Source organism: Glutamicibacter uratoxydans, from assembly GCF_006539925.1.
Taxonomy (GTDB): Bacteria; Actinomycetota; Actinomycetes; order Actinomycetales; family Micrococcaceae; genus Glutamicibacter; species Glutamicibacter uratoxydans.
On the sequence record NZ_BJNY01000001.1, the window covers coordinates 193,400 to 210,365 of the forward strand.

Consider the following 16,966-nt stretch of genomic DNA (forward strand, 5'->3'; position numbering starts at 1 on the left):
GCCGGCGGCAAGTCGCCGCCGGCAGATGACGAAATCATTAGGGGTCGCTATTGTCCACTCATGTGTTTCTTTCCGAACTCATCGGAACCTTTGTCCTGATCCTCATGGGCGCCGGTGTCTGCGCCAACGTCGCCATGAAAGGCACCCTCGGCAGCGCCGCCGGATGGATCTCCATCAGCTTCGGCTGGGGTCTAGCGGTATTCTGCGGCGTCTGGGTCTCTGCTCCCTCCGGTTCGCACCTGAATCCGGCGGTCACCCTCGGGCTCATGCTCAACTCTGATGCAGCCCAGCTGGCTCCCGGCGTCGACAAGACCGCTGCCAACGCGCTGCTCTACGTCCTAGCCCAATTCATCGGCGCCTTCCTGGGAGCTGCGACCGCGTGGCTGGCCTACAAAAAGCACTTCGACGACGAGCAGAACCACGGCACCGTACTTGGCGTCTTTTCTACCGGCCCCGCCATCCGCTCCTACGGCTGGAACCTCGTCTCCGAAATCATCGGCACCTTCGTGCTGGTCTTCGTGATCGGCGGCTTCGGCAGCACCCCTCATCAGCTCGGCCCGCTCGCAGTCGGCCTGCTGGTGGTAGCCATCGGTCTGTCTTTGGGCGGCGCGACGGGATACGCTATCAATCCAGCCCGTGACTTGGCTCCGCGCATCGCGCACGCAGTCCTCCCCATCCCCAACAAGGGCTCCTCTGATTGGGCCTACTCTTGGGTTCCAGTTGTTGGACCACTCATCGGCGGCGCTGTGGGCGGCGTGGCCGTCGCAGGGCTGCTGTAGTACCCATCGAAATAGAGAAAGTTGATTGACCATGAGCAAGAAGTACGTCATCGCAATTGACCAGGGAACCACCAGTTCCCGAGCCATCGTCTTCGACCACGCCGGCGAAGTTGTTTCGGTGGGCCAGAAAGAACACGAGCAGATTTTCCCCGCCGCCGGCTGGGTGGAGCACAATCCGGAGGAAATCTGGGTCAATGTGCGCGAAGTGATCGGCACTGCGCTGTCCAAGGCGAACCTGACCCGCCACGACATCGAGGCCGTTGGCATCACCAACCAGCGCGAAACCACCGTGGTCTGGGATAAGAACACCGGCGAAGCCGTCTACAACGCGATCGTCTGGCAGGATACCCGCACCCAGGACATCGTCGACGCGCTGGCTGCCGACGGCGGCATCGAGCGCTACAAGGAAAAGGTGGGCCTGCCGCTGGCCACTTACTTTGCCGGCACCAAGATCAAGTGGATCCTGGACAACGTCGACGGCGCTCGCGAACGCGCAGAAGCTGGCGACCTGCTCTTCGGCACCACCGACACCTGGGTGCTGTGGAACCTGACCGGCGGCCCCGAGAGCGGCGTGCACGTCACCGACGTGACCAATGCTTCGCGCACCCTGTTCATGGATTTGAAGACGCTGAGCTGGGACAAGCAGATCCTAGCCGACTTCGGCGTACCAGCGTCCATGCTGCCTGAAATCAAGTCCTCCTCCGAGGTCTACGGCACCGTCGCCTCCAACCAGCTGCTGCGCGAGGTGCCTGTTGCCGGCATCCTGGGCGACCAACAGGCCGCGACCTTCGGGCAGGCGGCGTTCACCGCAGGCACCGCAAAGAATACCTACGGCACCGGCTGCTTCCTGATCTTCAACACCGGCACCGAGATCGTGAACTCCACCAACGGGTTGATCACCACCATGGCGTACAAGCTGGGCGATGAGGCTCCGGTCTACGCACTGGAAGGCTCGATCGCCGTGGCCGGCTCGCTGGTGCAGTGGCTGCGCGACAACATCGGCATGATCGCCACCGCCCCCGAGATCGAAGAACTGGCGAACCAGGTCGAAGACAACGGTGGTGTCTACATCGTCCCTGCCTTCTCCGGCCTGTTCGCCCCGTATTGGCGTTCCGACGCCCGCGGCGCCATCGTCGGCCTGACCCGCTTTGCGAACAAGCACCACATTGCCCGGGCTGCGCTGGAATCCACCGCGTTCCAGACCCGCGAGGTGCTCGACGCAGTCAACGCTGACGCCGAAGTTCCGCTGACCGAACTGAAGGTGGACGGCGGCATGGTTGCCAACGAACAGCTCATGCAGTTCCAGGCAGACATCCTCGGCGTTCCAGTGGTCCGCCCGAAGGTCACAGAAACCACCGCCCTGGGTGCGGCCTATGCCGCGGGCTTGGCCGTCGGCTTCTGGAAGGACCTTGGCGAGCTGGAGGCCAACTGGTCCGAGGACAAGCGCTGGGTTCCTGCCATGGGCGAAGAGGAGCGTGAACGCAGCCTCCGTTTGTGGAAGAAAGCGGTCACCCGGACCTTCGATTGGGTGGACGAAGACACCAAGGCCTAGAAATTCTGCACGGGCAATTTGTCCAGCAACTGGTCCGGCAGCTTGATAGCTGCCGGGCCTTTGCCGTCTCCGGGCCACTTCAGGACTTTTGCATCAAGCGGGTTCATCGCCGGCGGCATCGGAATCCGGCGGAGCGTCGCCCAATTGCAGGCCGCCCCAATAGGTGTTGCGGCGCGGAATCTGTTCCGGATCGATATGCGGCGGCAGGATCACATGCGGCAGCCCGTCGATGTCGACGACCCTGATATGCCCCACATGCCTGCTGTGATGTCCGTCGGTGCACATCGCCGCCCCGGAAGCCACGCTCGTGATCCCTCCGTCGGCCCAGTCGCGCTGGTAGTGGTCGATCTCCACCTGGTCAGGCGGCGTGGTGCAGTCGGGAACAATGCAGCCGCGGTCTCTGGCCATGATCGCGGTGCGGATGGCGCCGGTGTGGAATCTCTGGGATCGACCCACATCCAATGGCTGGCTGTTACCGCCTAGGACAATGGGGATGATATTTGCTTCGGCCAGGATTCTGCGCAGTTCGCCCGGGGGAATGTCCACTGCGTTGGAGGTGATGCCGTGGGAGCTGGACAGGTGGTAGAGATCGTGCAGCCACATGTAGACGACAACCTGCGGGGTGATGCATTTTGCGGACCCCGGCCCCGCGGAGCTGGTTCCAAGCACCGCCATGAGCGCGTTGAGCTTGCGCAGCGCCGGGTCGACCTCTGCATCCGAGTCATTGGCGTCAGCGGCGCCGCTGTTCCCGCAGGATTGCGGGCCCTGGCCGTCCTCGGGGTCGGCTTGCTGATCCGCGGCGCCGCCGTCGACGTGTTCTGAGCTGTCCTGGGCTTGGGCCCATTCAGGCAGCGGCGCATCGGCTTTCAGCCAATCGGGAACCGGTACTGTATCCGGCTGCTGTTCTTTTCTTGCCTCCTTGCCGGCTTGGGTCCTGCGTGAGGCGGACTGGGCAATGATCGAGTGCAGGATCTGGGCCTGCGCGGCATTGGTGCGCAGCTTGAATTCGTGGACTCCCTGCTTCACCGGGCCAACGAAGAGCCCGCGCGGCGGCGGCAGTTCTTCGCTGTGCTTGTCGCGATAACTGGCGAGTTCAGTATTGACCTGCTTGCGGGCCGAGCGGGGCCCGAGGGTGTCCAGGAAGCGGGCGAAGCGCTCTTCGAGCAGCTCCCCGTCGTCGTTTCGGGCCTGCAGCTCGATCGGCGTGCCCTCGAATATCTGGTCTTTTGGTTCCAGCTTGGCCAGCTTGCGCGCAGTAGCGGCCAGCTGGTCGGGATCTGCGGCCCCTGAAGCGTAGAGCTCCGCCAGGTGCGGCATGCGCGCCGGGGCGCGTGTTCCCTGGGCGGTGCGCCGGCCCACCAGCAGATGCGCGTCGGAGATCCTGCCGGCGGCCGTGAAGTAGTTCAGGTTCAGCCACGAGGCGATCAGGTCTTCGGCACTGCGGTAGCAGGGCTTGCCGCTGCAGCGTTCCGCCTCGCCGTCAAAATCGCTGGTCCCAGCCTTGATCTGGTCCAATACCTCAAGACTCAAGGCATTGGCTCCAGTGATTTCCAGGTCCAGAGCGGTGGCAAGCTGTTCTCGGTGCACCCGTCGGGCGAAGTCTTCCACGAGCTGCACGAATCCGAGGCTCAAGCGGGGGTCGGCTTCGCGGTGCACCAGTTCGCCAATTGCTGTGAACAGCTGCAGGCACATGTCGGCAAGGCGCAGCAGCATGGCGCCGGTGAGCTCAGCACCCAAATGCAAGGGCGTGGCGCACAGGATGTGCAGCGCGTTGGAAAATGCCGAAATGTTCATGATCCAAGGGTGCGCCCGGCGCGCGGCACCCTGAACAGCCAGGCTGCGGGGTGTGGATAACCTAGGCTGGCAGCATGGAGGAAAAAGAGCTTGCCGGAGGAAATGCCAGCGGAATCGTGGTGCGCAAAGGCAACACCGTGCGCAAGCCGGCCACTGCCGCCACGAAGGTCGTGCGGCGCTATCTGCAGTTCTTGGGTGCTCGTGGCCTGCGGGTGCCGCGGCATTTCGGGCTTGATTCCTTCGGCCGGCAGAAGCTGGAGTTCGTCGACGGCGTTCTTGCCATGGACCGCCCGCGTCTGGCGCGGGCCGAACTGGTTCGGGTGGGGCAGGTGGTGCGCGAACTGCACGATGCCAGTGCGGGATTCGCCTGGAATGCCGGGGATGAATTCGATTCGCCAATCCCCGCGCCGGGGCAGGAGCTGATGTGCCACAACGACTTGGCACCGTGGAACCTGGTGGTCGGCGAGGCAGACTGGGTGTTCATCGACTGGGATGCCGCCGCTCCAAGCACGCGTTTGTGGGATCTGGCCTATGCGGCGCAGAGCTTTGCCGTGAACAACCCAGGGGCGCCGCCCGATGCGGCGGCTGGGGATTTGCAGGCGTTCCTGCGCGGCTTCGGCCCCGATGATGCGCTGCTCAGGGAATTGGTGCCGGCGATGATCGAACGCGTGGCGGCAATGTACCAGCTGCTGCGCAGCTCGCACGAGGCGGGCATCGAGCCGTGGGGGAGCATGTTCAGCACCGGCCATGGGGAACATTGGGCGGCAGTGCACCGCTACCTGCTCGAGCATCGCCGGCTGCTGGACGCGTCGGCTTAACCGATGCACGGGTGCTGGCAGAACTGCGGTAGAATCGGGGCATGCATCCAGCGAGCAGCCTAGTCTAAGCACGGCCGATGGCCGTACCCCCGAGTGGAAATTTGGGGGCTTTTGTTGTGTCCGGATACAAATACAAGTTTTTCCGTCAGGAAATTTTTCCGCAAGCGTGTGAGAAGAGCTCAGTGACATCATCGACGAACGAGACCAGAACCTACGACTTCACGGACATCGAGTCCAAGTGGCTATCGGTTTGGGACGAGCTAGAGGTGTTCAAGCCCGCCGACGACGGCTCGCGTGAACGCCGCTACGTCCTGGACATGTTCCCGTACCCATCAGGCGATCTGCACATGGGCCATGCCGAGGCATTTGCCATGGGCGACGTCGTCGCGCGCTACTGGCGCCTGCGCGGCTATGATGTCATGCACCCGATCGGCTGGGACTCCTTCGGCCTGCCTGCAGAGAATGCTGCGATCAAGAACAACCAGCATCCGAAGGAATGGACATACAAGAACATCGAGACCCAGGCCGGCAGCTTTAAGCGCTACGCCATCTCCGCCGACTGGTCCCGCCGCCTGCACACTTCAGATCCGGAGTACTACCGCTGGACCCAGTGGCTGTTCACCAAGTTCTACGAGAAGGGCCTTGCCTACCGCAAGGACCACCCGGTCAACTGGTGCCCGAAGGACCAGACCGTGCTGGCCAACGAGCAGGTAGTCAACGGCGTCTGCGACCGCTGCGGCACCCCGGTGACCAAGAAGTCGCTGAACCAGTGGTACTTCAAGATCACCGACTACGCCGACCGCCTGCTCGAGGACATGGAGCAGCTGAAGGGCCACTGGCCCGAGCGCGTGCTGCTGATGCAGAAGAACTGGATCGGCCGCTCCGAGGGCGCCCAGGTCACCTTCGAAATCGAGGCGCAGGATGCCTTGCCTGCGGTGAAGATCCCGGTCTTCACCACCCGCCCCGATACCCTGTACGGCGCCACCTTCATGGTGGTCGCCGCCGACGCGGACCTGGCCGGCGAGCTGGTCACCGACGAACACCGGTCCGCCCTGGAGGAATACCAGGAGCAGGTCAAGGCGCTTTCCGAGATCGAGCGCCAGTCTACCGAGCGCGAAAAGACCGGCGTGTTCACCGGCCGCTATGGCATCAACCCGCTTTCAGGCGAAAAGCTGCCGATCTGGGCAGCGGACTATGTGCTGGCCGACTACGGCACCGGAGCCATCATGGCAGTGCCAGCGCACGACCAGCGCGACCTTGACTTCGCCCGCGCCTTCGACCTGCCGGTGCGCGTGGTCGTAGACACCGGGCTGGAAGACCCGAATGAGACCGGCATCGCCACCGCCGGCGAGGGCCAGCTGGTGAACTCCGGCGAGCTGACCGGCCTGGGCAAGGCGGAGGCGATCGCCAAGGCCATCGAAATCGTTGAGGCCGCCGGCACCGGCGAGCACAAGGTGAACTTCCGCCTGCGCGACTGGCTGCTGAGCCGCCAGCGCTTCTGGGGCACCCCGATCCCAATCATCCACTGCGCCCACTGCGGCGAGGTTCCGGTGCCCGAGGACCAGCTGCCGGTGCGCCTGCCGGATAACCTGCGCGGCGAGCAGCTCGCGCCGAAGGGCACTAGCCCGCTGGCCGCCGCTGCGGACTGGGTCAACGTCGCCTGCCCGAAGTGCGGTGCGGACGCCAAGCGCGACACCGACACCATGGACACCTTCGTGGACTCCTCCTGGTACTTCCTGCGCTTCACCTCGCCGAACTACACCGAGGGCCCCTTCGACCCGAAGGCTGTGCGCGACTGGATGCCGGTGGGCCAGTACGTCGGCGGCGTGGAGCACGCGATCCTGCACCTGCTCTACGCGCGCTTCTTCACCAAGGTCGTGCATGACCTTGGCCTGATCGACGCTTCGGAGCCCTTCGGCGCGCTGCTGAACCAGGGCCAGGTGCTTAACGGCGGCAAGGCCATGAGCAAGTCGCTGGGCAACGGCGTGGACTTGGGCCAGCAGCTGGACAAGTTCGGCGTAGACGCCATCCGCCTGACCATGGTCTTCGCTTCGCCGCCGGAAGACGACGTGGACTGGGCCGATGTCTCGCCTGCCGGTTCGCAGAAGTTCCTGGCCCGCGCTTGGCGCCTGGCCCAGGACACCGACAGCGCCGCCGGCGTGGACTACGCGGCGGGGGACAAGGCGCTGCGCCAGGTCACCCACCGCACCGTGCACGAGTCGGCCCAGCTGCTTGATTCGGGCAAGTTCAACGTGGTCATCGCCAAGACCATGGAGCTGGTCAACGCGACCCGCAAGACCATCGACTCCGGCGCAGGCGCCGCGGATCCTGCGGTGTGCGAGGCCGCGACCGTCGTCGCCCAGCTGCTGAGCCTGTTCGCCCCGTACACCGCCGAGGACATGTGGGAGGCGCTGGGCTATGAGCCGAGCGTCGCGAACAGCGCGTGGCCGCAGGTGGATCAGTCGCTGCTGGTGGATGACACCATCACCGCCGTGGTGCAGATCAAGGGCAAGGTGCGCGCGCGCCTTGAGGTTTCCGTGGACATCACCGAGGACGAGCTGCGCGAGCAGGCGCTAGCCCATGAGGCAGTGGTGCGCATGCTGGACGGCAAGGCCCCGCTGAAGGTCATCGTGCGTGCCCCGAAGCTCGTGAACGTGGTTCCGGCCCCGTAGGTTTGCCGCCGCGCATCGCGCGTGCCGTAAGCTGTGCTACATGAGTGAACGTGCAAAAAGCCCACGTGGAGGGTGGCTGCCCAAGTGGCTGGCTCCGCGTGGGCTTTCGCGCGCCCGGATCGGCATCGTCTCCGACTCCGCCTCCTGCCTGCCCGAATCACTGCGCGGCAGCGAAGACTTCATCCAGTTGGGCATCCCGATCATCGTGGACAACGACGTGCAGGGCGAGGACGTCACCGCGCTGATGATGGGCCTGGCCATGGGCAAGAGCGTGAAGACCTCGCGTCCGGCCCCCGGCGAGTTCGCCCGCGCCTACGCGCAGCTGGCCGCCGCAGGCTGCGATTCGATCATCTCCATCCACCTCTCGGCCGGGCTTTCGGGCACCGCCGACGCCGCCCGGCTGGCCGCCGCCGACGCTCCGGTGCCGGTGGCCGTGGTGGATTCGAAGACCGTGGCCATGCCGCAGGGCTACGCGATCGCCGACATGCTGCAGGCCAGAGCGGCCGGCGCGCCACGCGAAATGCTGGAGCAGATTGCCGCGGCGGCCGCGGCGAACACCGTCTACTTTGCGGTGCCCAGCCTGGAGACTCTGCGCCGCGGGGGCCGGATCAGCGCCGTGTCCTCGGTGTTCGGCAACCTGCTGAACGTCAAGCCGATCCTGAGCATCGTCAACGGGGCCATCTCCCCAATCGAGAAGCCGCGCTCCTTCGCCAGGGCGCAGGCAAGGCTGGTGGCTCTGGCCCGGCGGGACGCCGAGGCGGTGCAGGGCCCGGCGCGCATCGGCGTGATGCACTTCGGGGCCGCTGAGCTGGCCGCCGAAATCGCCACTGAGCTGGGCCCCTATGCGCACGGCCCGGTGCTCATCGAGTCGCTCCCGGCGGTGCTGGCCGCCCATACCGGCATCGGCGTGCTGGGCGTCTGCGTCGCCCCGCTGTATCCACAGTCTGGACCTGAGACACCGCCAGCCTCCAAGAGCTAGCCCACACTGGTGCCCATGGGGCGCCATGACTTCTTCAGCAGATTTGCGCCACGCCCGTCGCGGCTCCGCTTTGCCGTGACCCGCGTGGCGGTCTTTGTGCTGGTGCTCATCGTCCTGGCCTGGATTGGGCTGTCCATCCTGCTCGCCCCGCCGCCGGGCAGCACCGAGCTTGAAACCGTCCCCCTGGTCTCCGAGCCATCGGCTGCGCCCCCACTTTCGCCTCCGGGGCAGTCCAGCCCTCCGGGATCAACGCCGCCGGCCTCGGCCCAGCCGGCCGCCGGAGCACTGACGGTTCATGTGGTCGGCGCTGTGAAGAAGCCGGGAGTCTATGTGCTGGCCCCCGGCTCGCGCATCATCGACGCGGTGGAAGCGGCCGGCGGAATGGCCAAGAAGGCCGCCCCGGAGCAGCTGAACCTCGCAGCCCCGCTCACCGACGGGCAGCAGGTGGTGATGCCGCGCGCCGGAAAAGCCGCCGGGGGCGACGTGGGGCAGCCGCCGTCCTCAGCGTCGCCGGGCGCAGGCTCAAAGGTCTCGCTGAACACCGCCGACGCGCAGGAACTGCAGCAGCTGCCTGGCATCGGGCCTTCGCTGGCTGCGCGGATCATCGAATTCCGCACCAAAAACGGCCCCTTTACCTCGCTGTCAGACCTTGATGCCGTCTCCGGAATCGGCCCGTCGATCCTGGCGAACCTCGAAGGCCTGGCCGAGCCATGAGGCGCCGGTAATGCGCACCGACTTTCGCGGCCTGTGGTTCCTGGCTGGGGTCTGGCTGACCGCCTACCTGCGACCGGGGTGGCCTGTCATGCTGGCGGTGCTGGTGCTCTTCGCCCTGCTTTTCGCCCTGCTGCTGCGCCACCAGCACGAGCATTCCTACGCTGCCCCGTGGTTCACCGGACCGCTCCTGCTGCTGCTCGCTTCCTTGGCCGCCGCCGGTTCCGCACTGGGCGCCACCGAATGCACCCTTCCGGACCAGGGCGAACAGCAGCGCCGGATTCAGGTGGCCTTCGACGAGCCCGCCGAGCTCGACGCCCAGGGCCAGTTCTCCGGCGCCGGCAGAATCTTGTCCTACCAGGACCCGGCGGGCTGGCACAGCTGCCAGCTAGACGCCTATATCAGCAGCCGCGAGCAGCTGCCGCCGGAGGCCTCAGGCTTCACGGCGATCGCCACCCTGCGCCCAGCCCAGGATTCGGGAAGCTTCCAATGGTGGGTGCGGCTGGATACGGCGGCACAGGCCACCGGGTGGCAGCGCCCCGGCCCGGCGCAGAACCTCAAAGCCAGGTTCAGCGCCCAGCTCGAACCATTGTCCCAGAACGCCCGCGGGCTGCTGCCGGGAATGCTCTATGGGGACCGCAGCGCGCAAAGCGAAGAACTCCAGGAGGCGATGAAGGGCAGCGGTCTGAGCCACCTGACTGCCGTGAGCGGATCGAACATTGCGCTGGTCGGCTCGATGGCGATGCTGCTGCTGCGCCTGCTGGGCATTCCGCGAGTGCTCAGCACGGTGCTGCTGCTCCTCGTGCTGGCAGGGTTCGTGGGCTTTGTCGGCACGGATCCGAGCGTGCTGCGCGCGGGGCTGATGGGCGCGGTGGCATCCATCTCGCTGCTGACCGGGCGGGGCCAGGGTTCGCTGGGGATCCTTTCCTTCTGCGCCAGCGCCCTGCTGCTCTTCGACGCCGGCCTGGCCGCGGACCCCGCCTTCGCGCTCTCGGTGCTGGCCACGGCAGGCATCATCATGCTTGCCCCGGCGCTGACCGACCTGTTCGCCAACCTGCTGCCTTCCAGCCTGGCGGAAATGACTGCGATCTGCTGCTCCGCGCAATTCACCTGCCTGCCGGTAGTAATCGCGCTGAACAGTGGCTTCAGCCTGTACTCGCTGCCGGCCAACCTGCTGGTGGCGCCGCTGCTGCCGATGATCACGCTGCTCGGAGTGGCAGCGGTGCTGCTGTGCACCGCCGCGCCGCCGGCGGCCTTCGCGATCAGCTGGTTAATCAGCTGGCCTGCCGAGCTGATCGGGCGCATCGCGCAGTGGGCGGTCCAGCTGCCAGGAGCCGCCCGCCCCTGGCCGCACGGGGCGTCCGGGGTCGCCCTGGCCGTCGGCATCAGCATGGTTTTCACGATCCTGGTGATCGCCCACCGCGAGGTGCAGGCCTTCAAGCTTCGCCGCACGGCCCAGCTCGGTCTGGGCGTCTTGGCAGTCTTCCTCGGCGCGCTGGTGGTTCCCGCCACCCTGTGGTGGCCGGCGCCTGACAGCGGCGCATGGAACATCGCGATGTGCGACGTCGGCCAGGGCGATGCGCTGGTCATCCGCACCAGCGGCGCGGATGCCTGGCTCATCGATACCGGGCCGCCCGGCGCGCCGCTGCTTCAGTGCCTGCGCCAGCTGCAAGTTGAGAGCCTGTCCAAGGTGTTCATCACCCACTCGGACAACGACCACCGCGGGGGATTGGAGGCCTTGGAAGGCTCCGGCATCCCGATCGGCCAGCGGCTGGTGTCCGCCGGCTTTCCGGCAGAGCTCTGGAAGGATCCGCAGGTGCTGAATCCCGGGGACGGCGGAGGCGATGCAGCGCTGGGCTACACGGTGATCGGTCCTGATCCGCAGGGGATCAAATACGCCGAACCCAATGACACCTCGCTGGTGCTGCGCTTCAGCTTCGCCGCAGGGGACCGGACGGTCGACTTCTTCACCGCGGGAGACATGGAGCAGCAGGCCATGCACCGGCTGCTGGCAGAACACCCGCAGGCCCCGGCGGCGATCCTGAAGGCCTCGCATCATGGCGCCCGCAACGGCGGGGTGGAACTGATCCAGAAGATACACCCGGCCGTATTTCTAGTCTCGGTGGGAGCTGACAACACCTACGGGCATCCCAATGCCGCGGTGATCGACGCGGCGCGCGGCATCGGGGCACAGGTGCTGCGCACCGACCAGCAGGGAACTGTGCTGCTTTCCATCGCCGCTGACGGCGTGCACACCTCATCGTTGGGTGCGCCGATTCGGTAGGCTAGAGGTACAGTACGCGGCACTAAGGAGTTCGATGGCACGCGCCCAAGCCAACCCCGGGATCTCTTGGCGGCAGGTCACCCCTGCGCCGTTGATTTTGCTTGTGGGGACCGAGGAATATCTTGCCTCCAGGGCTTTTGAACTGCTGCGGCACCAGGCCTCCGGGCGGGAAGACATCCAGCAGACCCGGTTGAATGCCCAGAAGTATGAGCCCGGCGAACTGCTGCTCGCCACGAGCTCTTCGCTGTTCTCCAGCGCTAATCTGGTGGAAGTCCATGACCTGGCAAGCATGAACGAATACTTCTTGAAGGATGCGCTGAACTACCTGAAGGATCCGGCCCCCGAGAATGTGCTGATCCTGCACTATTCGGGCGGAACTCGCGGCAAGAAGCTGATCGACGCGATCAAGGGCGCCGGCGCAGTCATCGTGAACTGCCAGCCCTTGAAAAAAGATGCAGAAAAGATCGAGTTCGTCACCGCAGAGTTCAAGGCGGCCAAGCGGAGGATCACCAACGACGCAGTCAAGGCATTGGTGGCCGCCGTGGGCAGTTCGCTCGCCGAACTCGGCTCAAGCTGCTCGCAGCTGATCCAGGACACTACGGGAGCCATCGACCAGGATGTCGTCGACAGGTACTACGGCGGAAGGGTTGAAGCGACGGCCTTCAAGGTGGCCGATGCGGCGATTGCCGGCAACGCCCAGCTGGCGCTTCGCACGCTGCGCCACGCATTGGGCACAGGCACCGACCCGATTCCGATTGTCGCCACGCTGGCCATGAAGGTCCGGCAGCTAGCCAAGGTGCTGGGCGTGAATGAACCGGCGGCGCAGCTGGCCTCCGAACTCGGCATGGCGCCATGGCAAGTTCAGCAGGCACAGCAGCAGGCTCGCGGGTGGAAGCGAAGCGACGTGGCTGCCTGTGTGGAGACGATCGCCCAGACCGACCACATGGTCAAGGGCGGCGGGAAGTCGCCGGGCTATGCGCTAGAACATGCGATTTTGTTCATCGCCGGCAAGGCGCCGCGCCGATAGCTCCGGCTTTCACGCTCATCGACAATATGACGATGCCCGGGATCCCAAGGTCCTGGGCATCGTCATTATGTTCTTTGCTCGGAAAATTCGCCGGGTAAAACAAAACCCCCGCACCCAATGGATGCGAGGGAATTGAAGAAGTCTAGCTGCGCTTAGAGGGCGTTAACCTTCTTGGCCAGGGCCGACTTGCGGTTAGCAGCGTTGTTCTTGTGCAGAACACCCTTGCTAACAGCCTTATCCAGCTTCTTGCCAGCCAAACGCAGAGCGTTGGTTGCCTTCTCCTTGTCACCGGCAACTACAGCGTCGTTGACGTTGCGGATGACGGTCTTAACCTCGGAGCGGACAGCTACGTTACGCAGGCGTGCCTTCTCGTTGGTGAGGATGCGCTTCTTCTGGGACTTGATGTTTGCCACTTAATAAACTCTCTCGTTTATCGTCTTATACGGTCGGTAGAGGGTTCATCCTTCAGGCCATCGACTGAGCGGTGTGGGGCACCTATGGCGACCTAAAGGGGGCGTGTCGCCCAACCTGCGCGACACACAAGAGTTAACTTTAGCAGAATCGCGAGTATCCAGCGAGCGTTTAGCCGTGGTTGTTTAGGGCGTTCACCACAGTTTTGAAACGGGCCTGGTCGAGGATCGCCCCTTCGCGGCGCACCGAACTCGGGTTCACCCGGATGATCCTGTCTAGTTTCACTTCGCTGTCGCGGCGCTCCCTGTCCCATTCTCCGGTGCCGATGTCAAGGTAGTTCGGGTTGCGATGCTCCGAATTGTTCTTGTCCTTGCTGGTTAGCATCAGACCCAGCAGCCACTGGCCATCGCGGCCGATGATCAGCACTGGACGGTCCTTGCCCTGGGAGTAGTCCTCTTCGAAAGGCACCCAGCCCCAGACGATTTCGCCTGGATCTGCATCGCCGTCTCGGCTCGGGTTGTATTCGTAGCGGACGGTTCCGCGGTAGTCGCCGGGATAGGACCCGCTGCCCGATGGGGTTTCGCGGCGAGGGCTCGGAGCGGGAGCGTGCCGCCGCGCGGATGGCGCGGGCTTCTCGGCTTGACCCCGGGAAGTAGCGCCGTCTTTGGTGTTGGAGGATGTCAGTACCTTGACTGCCTTGAAAAGGAAGTCGAAGACCTTCTGTGCGTTCAATGCCATGAACCACAAACTATCAGTGCGGGGTGTCAGAAATATGTGGTGACCCGCAAACCATGACAGAATGGAAGCTAATTCAACTCTGTTTGCTTGTCTCTAGTGAGGTCTGTTTAGGTGTCTCCATTGGCCCGCACCGCTCCGGTGCCTGCCGCGACCGATCCGTCGCTCATCCGTAACTTCTGCATCATTGCGCATATCGACCATGGCAAGTCCACCTTGGCCGACCGCATGCTGCAGCTCACCGGCGTCGTTGCTGCGCGCGATATGAAGGCGCAGTACCTGGACCGCATGGACATTGAGCGCGAACGCGGCATCACCATCAAATCCCAGGCGGTGCGCATACCGTGGGAGCAGGACGGGGTTTCCTACGCCCTGAACATGATCGACACCCCGGGCCACGTCGACTTCACCTATGAGGTCTCCCGCTCGCTGGCCGCCTGTGAAGGCGCGATTCTGCTGGTGGATGCTGCCCAGGGCATCGAGGCTCAGACCCTGGCGAACTTGTACCTCGCCATCGAAGGCGACCTGACGATCATCCCGGTGTTGAACAAGATCGATCTTCCCAACGCCCAGCCTGAGAAGTACGCCGCTGAGCTCGCGTCGCTGATCGGCTGCGAACCGGAAGACGTGCTCAAGGTTTCCGGCAAAACCGGCGAAGGCGTCGAGGCCTTGCTGGATGAGGTCATCAAGCAGCTTCCAGCGCCAGTCGGCGTTGCCGATGCGCCGGCCCGCGCCATGATCTTCGACTCCGTCTACGACACCTACCGCGGCGTAGTGACCTATGTGCGCGTGGTTGACGGCAAGCTGGAGCCCCGCGAGAAGATCCAGATGATGTCCACTGGCACCACCCACGAGCTGCTGGAGATCGGCGTCTCCTCGCCTAATCCGGTCCCGAGCAAGGGCCTGGGCGTGGGCGAGGTAGGCTACCTGATCACCGGCGTGAAGGACGTGCGCCAGTCCAAGGTCGGCGATACCGTCACCAACTCGCTGAATCCTGCCACTGACTCGCTGGGCGGCTACGAAGAGCCCAAGCCGATGGTTTTCTCCGGACTCTACCCGCTGGATGGCACCGACTACCCCGCGCTGCGTGATGCGCTGGACAAGCTGCAGCTCAACGACGCCGCGCTGATCTATGAGCCGGAAACCTCCGTGGCGCTGGGCTTCGGCTTCCGCGTGGGCTTCCTGGGCCTGCTGCATCTGGAGATCACCCGCCAGCGCCTGGAGTCCGAGTTCAACCTGGACCTGATTTCCACCGCGCCGAACGTAGTGTACGAAGTGATGGGCGAAGACAAGCAGCTGATCACCGTGACCAACCCTTCGGAATTCCCGGACGGCAAGATCCTCGAAGTCCACGAGCCGATGGTCGCGGCGACCATTCTCGCGCCGAGCGAGTTCATCGGTGCCGTCATGGAGCTGTGCCAGTCCCGCCGCGGCACCATGCGCGGCATGGACTACCTCTCCGAGGACCGCGTGGAAATGCGCTACCACCTGCCGCTGGCGGAAATCGTGTTCGACTTCTTCGACCAGCTCAAGTCCCGCACCCGCGGCTATGCTTCGCTGGACTGGAAGGCCGACGGCGAGCAGGTTGCCGACCTGGTCAAGGTCGACATCCTGCTGCAGGGCGACCAGGTGGACGCGTTCAGCGCCATCACCCACCGCGACAAGGCCTACAACTACGGCACCATGATGACCTCGAAGCTGCGCGAGCTGATCCCGCGCCAGCAGTTTGAGGTGCCGATCCAGGCCGCGATCGGCTCGCGCATCATCGCCCGCGAAAACATCCGCGCGATCCGCAAGGACGTGCTTGCCAAGTGCTACGGCGGCGACATCAGCCGCAAGCGCAAGCTGCTTGAGAAGCAGAAAGAAGGCAAGAAGCGCATGAAGATGGTCGGCCGCGTGGAGGTTCCGCAGGAAGCATTCATCGCAGCGCTGTCCACCGAAGAACCAAAGAAGAAGTAGCGTTAATGCCTTCAGTATTGCCTGACGGCGATCCGGCTCCGGCCGATGGTCTGCTGCCTGCATCGTGTGCGCACGGTGCAGGGCAGCGGACCATGTCCTTTTATGTCCATATTCCGTTCTGCACGGTGCGCTGCGGCTACTGCGATTTCAACACCTACACGGCCACCGAGCTGGGTTCGGGCTCAAGCCAAGCAACCTATGCCGCCACGGTGAGTCAGGAGGTCAGCTTCGCCCGTGGCGTGCTGGAGAAGTCCGGGGTTCCGCACCGCCAGATCGACACGGTCTTCTTCGGCGGCGGCACTCCCACGCTGCTGCCTGCCGGCGACCTGGTTGCGGTGCTGGGCCGCATCCGCGAGGAGTTCGGCATCAAGCCGGGCGCCGAGGTCACCACCGAGGCGAACCCCGATTCGGTGACCCGAGAAAGCCTGCAGGAGCTGGCCGATGGCGGTTTCACCCGCGTGTCCTTCGGCATGCAGTCGGCGGTTCCGCATGTGCTCAAGGTCCTCGAGCGCACCCACGATCCGGCACGCGTGCCGCAGGTGGTCGCCTGGGCCCGCGAAGCAGGCCTGGATGTCAGCGTGGATCTGATCTATGGAACTCCGGGGGAGTCACTTCAGGATTGGCGCACCAGCATCGAGGCGGCGCTGAGCTACGAGCCTGACCACATCTCTGCCTATGCGCTGATCATCGAGGACGGCACCAAGCTGGCCGCGCAGATCCGCCGCGGCGAGGTGCCGAATATTGACGACGACGACCATGCGGAGAAGTACCAGCTGGCCGACGAGCTCTTCGCCGCCGCCGGCTTGTCCTGGTACGAAGTGAGCAATTGGGCTCGCACCCCGGAGCATGCCTGCCGCCACAACCTCGCCTACTGGCAGGGTGGCGACTGGTGGGGAGCCGGACCCGGAGCCCACTCGCATGTCGGCGGGCTGCGCTGGTGGAACGTGAAGCATCCTGCGGCCTACCAGCAGCGCATCGACGGGGGAATCTCCCCGGGTCACGGACGTGAATTCCCGGATGCCGCAGCGGTGCAGCTTGAGCGCACAATGCTGCTGACACGCATCAATACCGGGCTGCCGATCAGCGAGCTCGACGAAACTGGTCGGAAAAAGGTTGCCGGGCTGATCGCCGATGAACTCATCGATGCCAAGCAGGCGTTCGGCGGAAAGATCGTGTTAACGCAGCGAGGCCGGCTCTTAGCCGACCTCGTAGTGCGAGAACTCTTGGATTTCTAAGCTGGATTTT

General features: G+C 64.6%; 13 protein-coding genes. 10 read left to right on the top strand and 3 right to left on the bottom strand.

Annotated elements, in window-relative coordinates; genetic code table 11:
- Positions 1–50: 50 nt before the first annotated feature.
- On the top strand, positions 51–779 hold the full coding sequence (locus tag AUR04nite_RS01065; protein ID WP_141361064.1) for an MIP/aquaporin family protein: 729 nt from the start codon (positions 51–53) through the stop codon (positions 777–779).
- Between the two features lie 31 nt (positions 780–810).
- Positions 811–2,331 (top strand): glycerol kinase GlpK, encoded by a 1,521-nt coding sequence (gene glpK / locus AUR04nite_RS01070; RefSeq protein WP_141361066.1) that lies wholly within the window; start codon positions 811–813, stop codon positions 2,329–2,331.
- 93 nt (positions 2,332–2,424) lie between these two features.
- On the opposite strand, the gene AUR04nite_RS01075 is transcribed toward glpK, so the two are convergent.
- Positions 2,425–4,125: a DUF222 domain-containing protein gene (locus AUR04nite_RS01075; protein ID WP_141361068.1), complete on the bottom strand. Its 1,701-nt coding sequence runs from the start codon at positions 4,123–4,125 to the stop codon at positions 2,425–2,427.
- 74 nt (positions 4,126–4,199) lie between these two features.
- Here AUR04nite_RS01075 and AUR04nite_RS01080 point away from each other — a divergent pair, with 74 nt between their 5' ends.
- The 6 genes from AUR04nite_RS01080 to holA all read left to right on the top strand — a co-directional run bounded on the left by AUR04nite_RS01080 (position 4,200) and on the right by holA (position 12,616).
- Complete coding sequence (locus AUR04nite_RS01080; protein ID WP_141361070.1) at positions 4,200–4,943, top strand: phosphotransferase; 744 nt, start codon at positions 4,200–4,202, stop codon at positions 4,941–4,943.
- A 182-nt stretch (positions 4,944–5,125) separates the two neighbouring features.
- Complete coding sequence (gene leuS / locus AUR04nite_RS01085) at positions 5,126–7,615, top strand: leucine--tRNA ligase (RefSeq protein ID WP_174787845.1); 2,490 nt, start codon at positions 5,126–5,128, stop codon at positions 7,613–7,615.
- A gap of 40 nt (positions 7,616–7,655) precedes the next feature.
- Positions 7,656–8,594, top strand: a complete 939-nt coding sequence (locus AUR04nite_RS01090; RefSeq protein ID WP_141361072.1) for a DegV family protein — start codon at positions 7,656–7,658, stop codon at positions 8,592–8,594.
- A gap of 15 nt (positions 8,595–8,609) precedes the next feature.
- Positions 8,610–9,308 carry a ComEA family DNA-binding protein gene (locus AUR04nite_RS01095; protein WP_141361074.1) on the top strand — a complete coding sequence of 233 codons (699 nt, stop codon included), beginning with the start codon at positions 8,610–8,612 and terminating at the stop codon, positions 9,306–9,308.
- Positions 9,309–9,318: 10 nt separating this feature from the next.
- Positions 9,319–11,589 carry a ComEC/Rec2 family competence protein gene (locus tag AUR04nite_RS01100; RefSeq protein ID WP_170184030.1) on the top strand — a complete coding sequence of 757 codons (2,271 nt, stop codon included), beginning with the start codon at positions 9,319–9,321 and terminating at the stop codon, positions 11,587–11,589.
- Positions 11,590–11,623: 34 nt separating this feature from the next.
- On the top strand, positions 11,624–12,616 hold the full coding sequence (gene holA, locus AUR04nite_RS01105; protein WP_141361078.1) for a DNA polymerase III subunit delta: 993 nt from the start codon (positions 11,624–11,626) through the stop codon (positions 12,614–12,616).
- 152 nt (positions 12,617–12,768) lie between these two features.
- On the opposite strand, the gene rpsT is transcribed toward holA, so the two are convergent.
- Positions 12,769–13,029, bottom strand: coding sequence for a 30S ribosomal protein S20 (gene rpsT / locus AUR04nite_RS01110; protein ID WP_141361080.1), 261 nt, complete (start codon positions 13,027–13,029; stop codon positions 12,769–12,771).
- Positions 13,030–13,198: 169 nt separating this feature from the next.
- The gene (locus tag AUR04nite_RS01115) at positions 13,199–13,765 is read right to left on the bottom strand and encodes a type II toxin-antitoxin system PemK/MazF family toxin (RefSeq protein ID WP_141361082.1); all 567 of its coding nucleotides are present in this window, start codon (positions 13,763–13,765) and stop codon (positions 13,199–13,201) included.
- A gap of 111 nt (positions 13,766–13,876) precedes the next feature.
- Here AUR04nite_RS01115 and lepA point away from each other — a divergent pair, with 111 nt between their 5' ends.
- Both lepA and hemW read left to right on the top strand, forming a co-directional pair.
- The gene (gene lepA / locus AUR04nite_RS01120) at positions 13,877–15,721 is read left to right on the top strand and encodes a translation elongation factor 4 (protein WP_141361083.1); all 1,845 of its coding nucleotides are present in this window, start codon (positions 13,877–13,879) and stop codon (positions 15,719–15,721) included.
- Between the two features lie 5 nt (positions 15,722–15,726).
- Positions 15,727–16,956 (top strand): radical SAM family heme chaperone HemW, encoded by a 1,230-nt coding sequence (hemW, locus tag AUR04nite_RS01125; RefSeq protein ID WP_141361085.1) that lies wholly within the window; start codon positions 15,727–15,729, stop codon positions 16,954–16,956.
- The last annotated feature ends 10 nt before the right edge of the window (positions 16,957–16,966 follow it).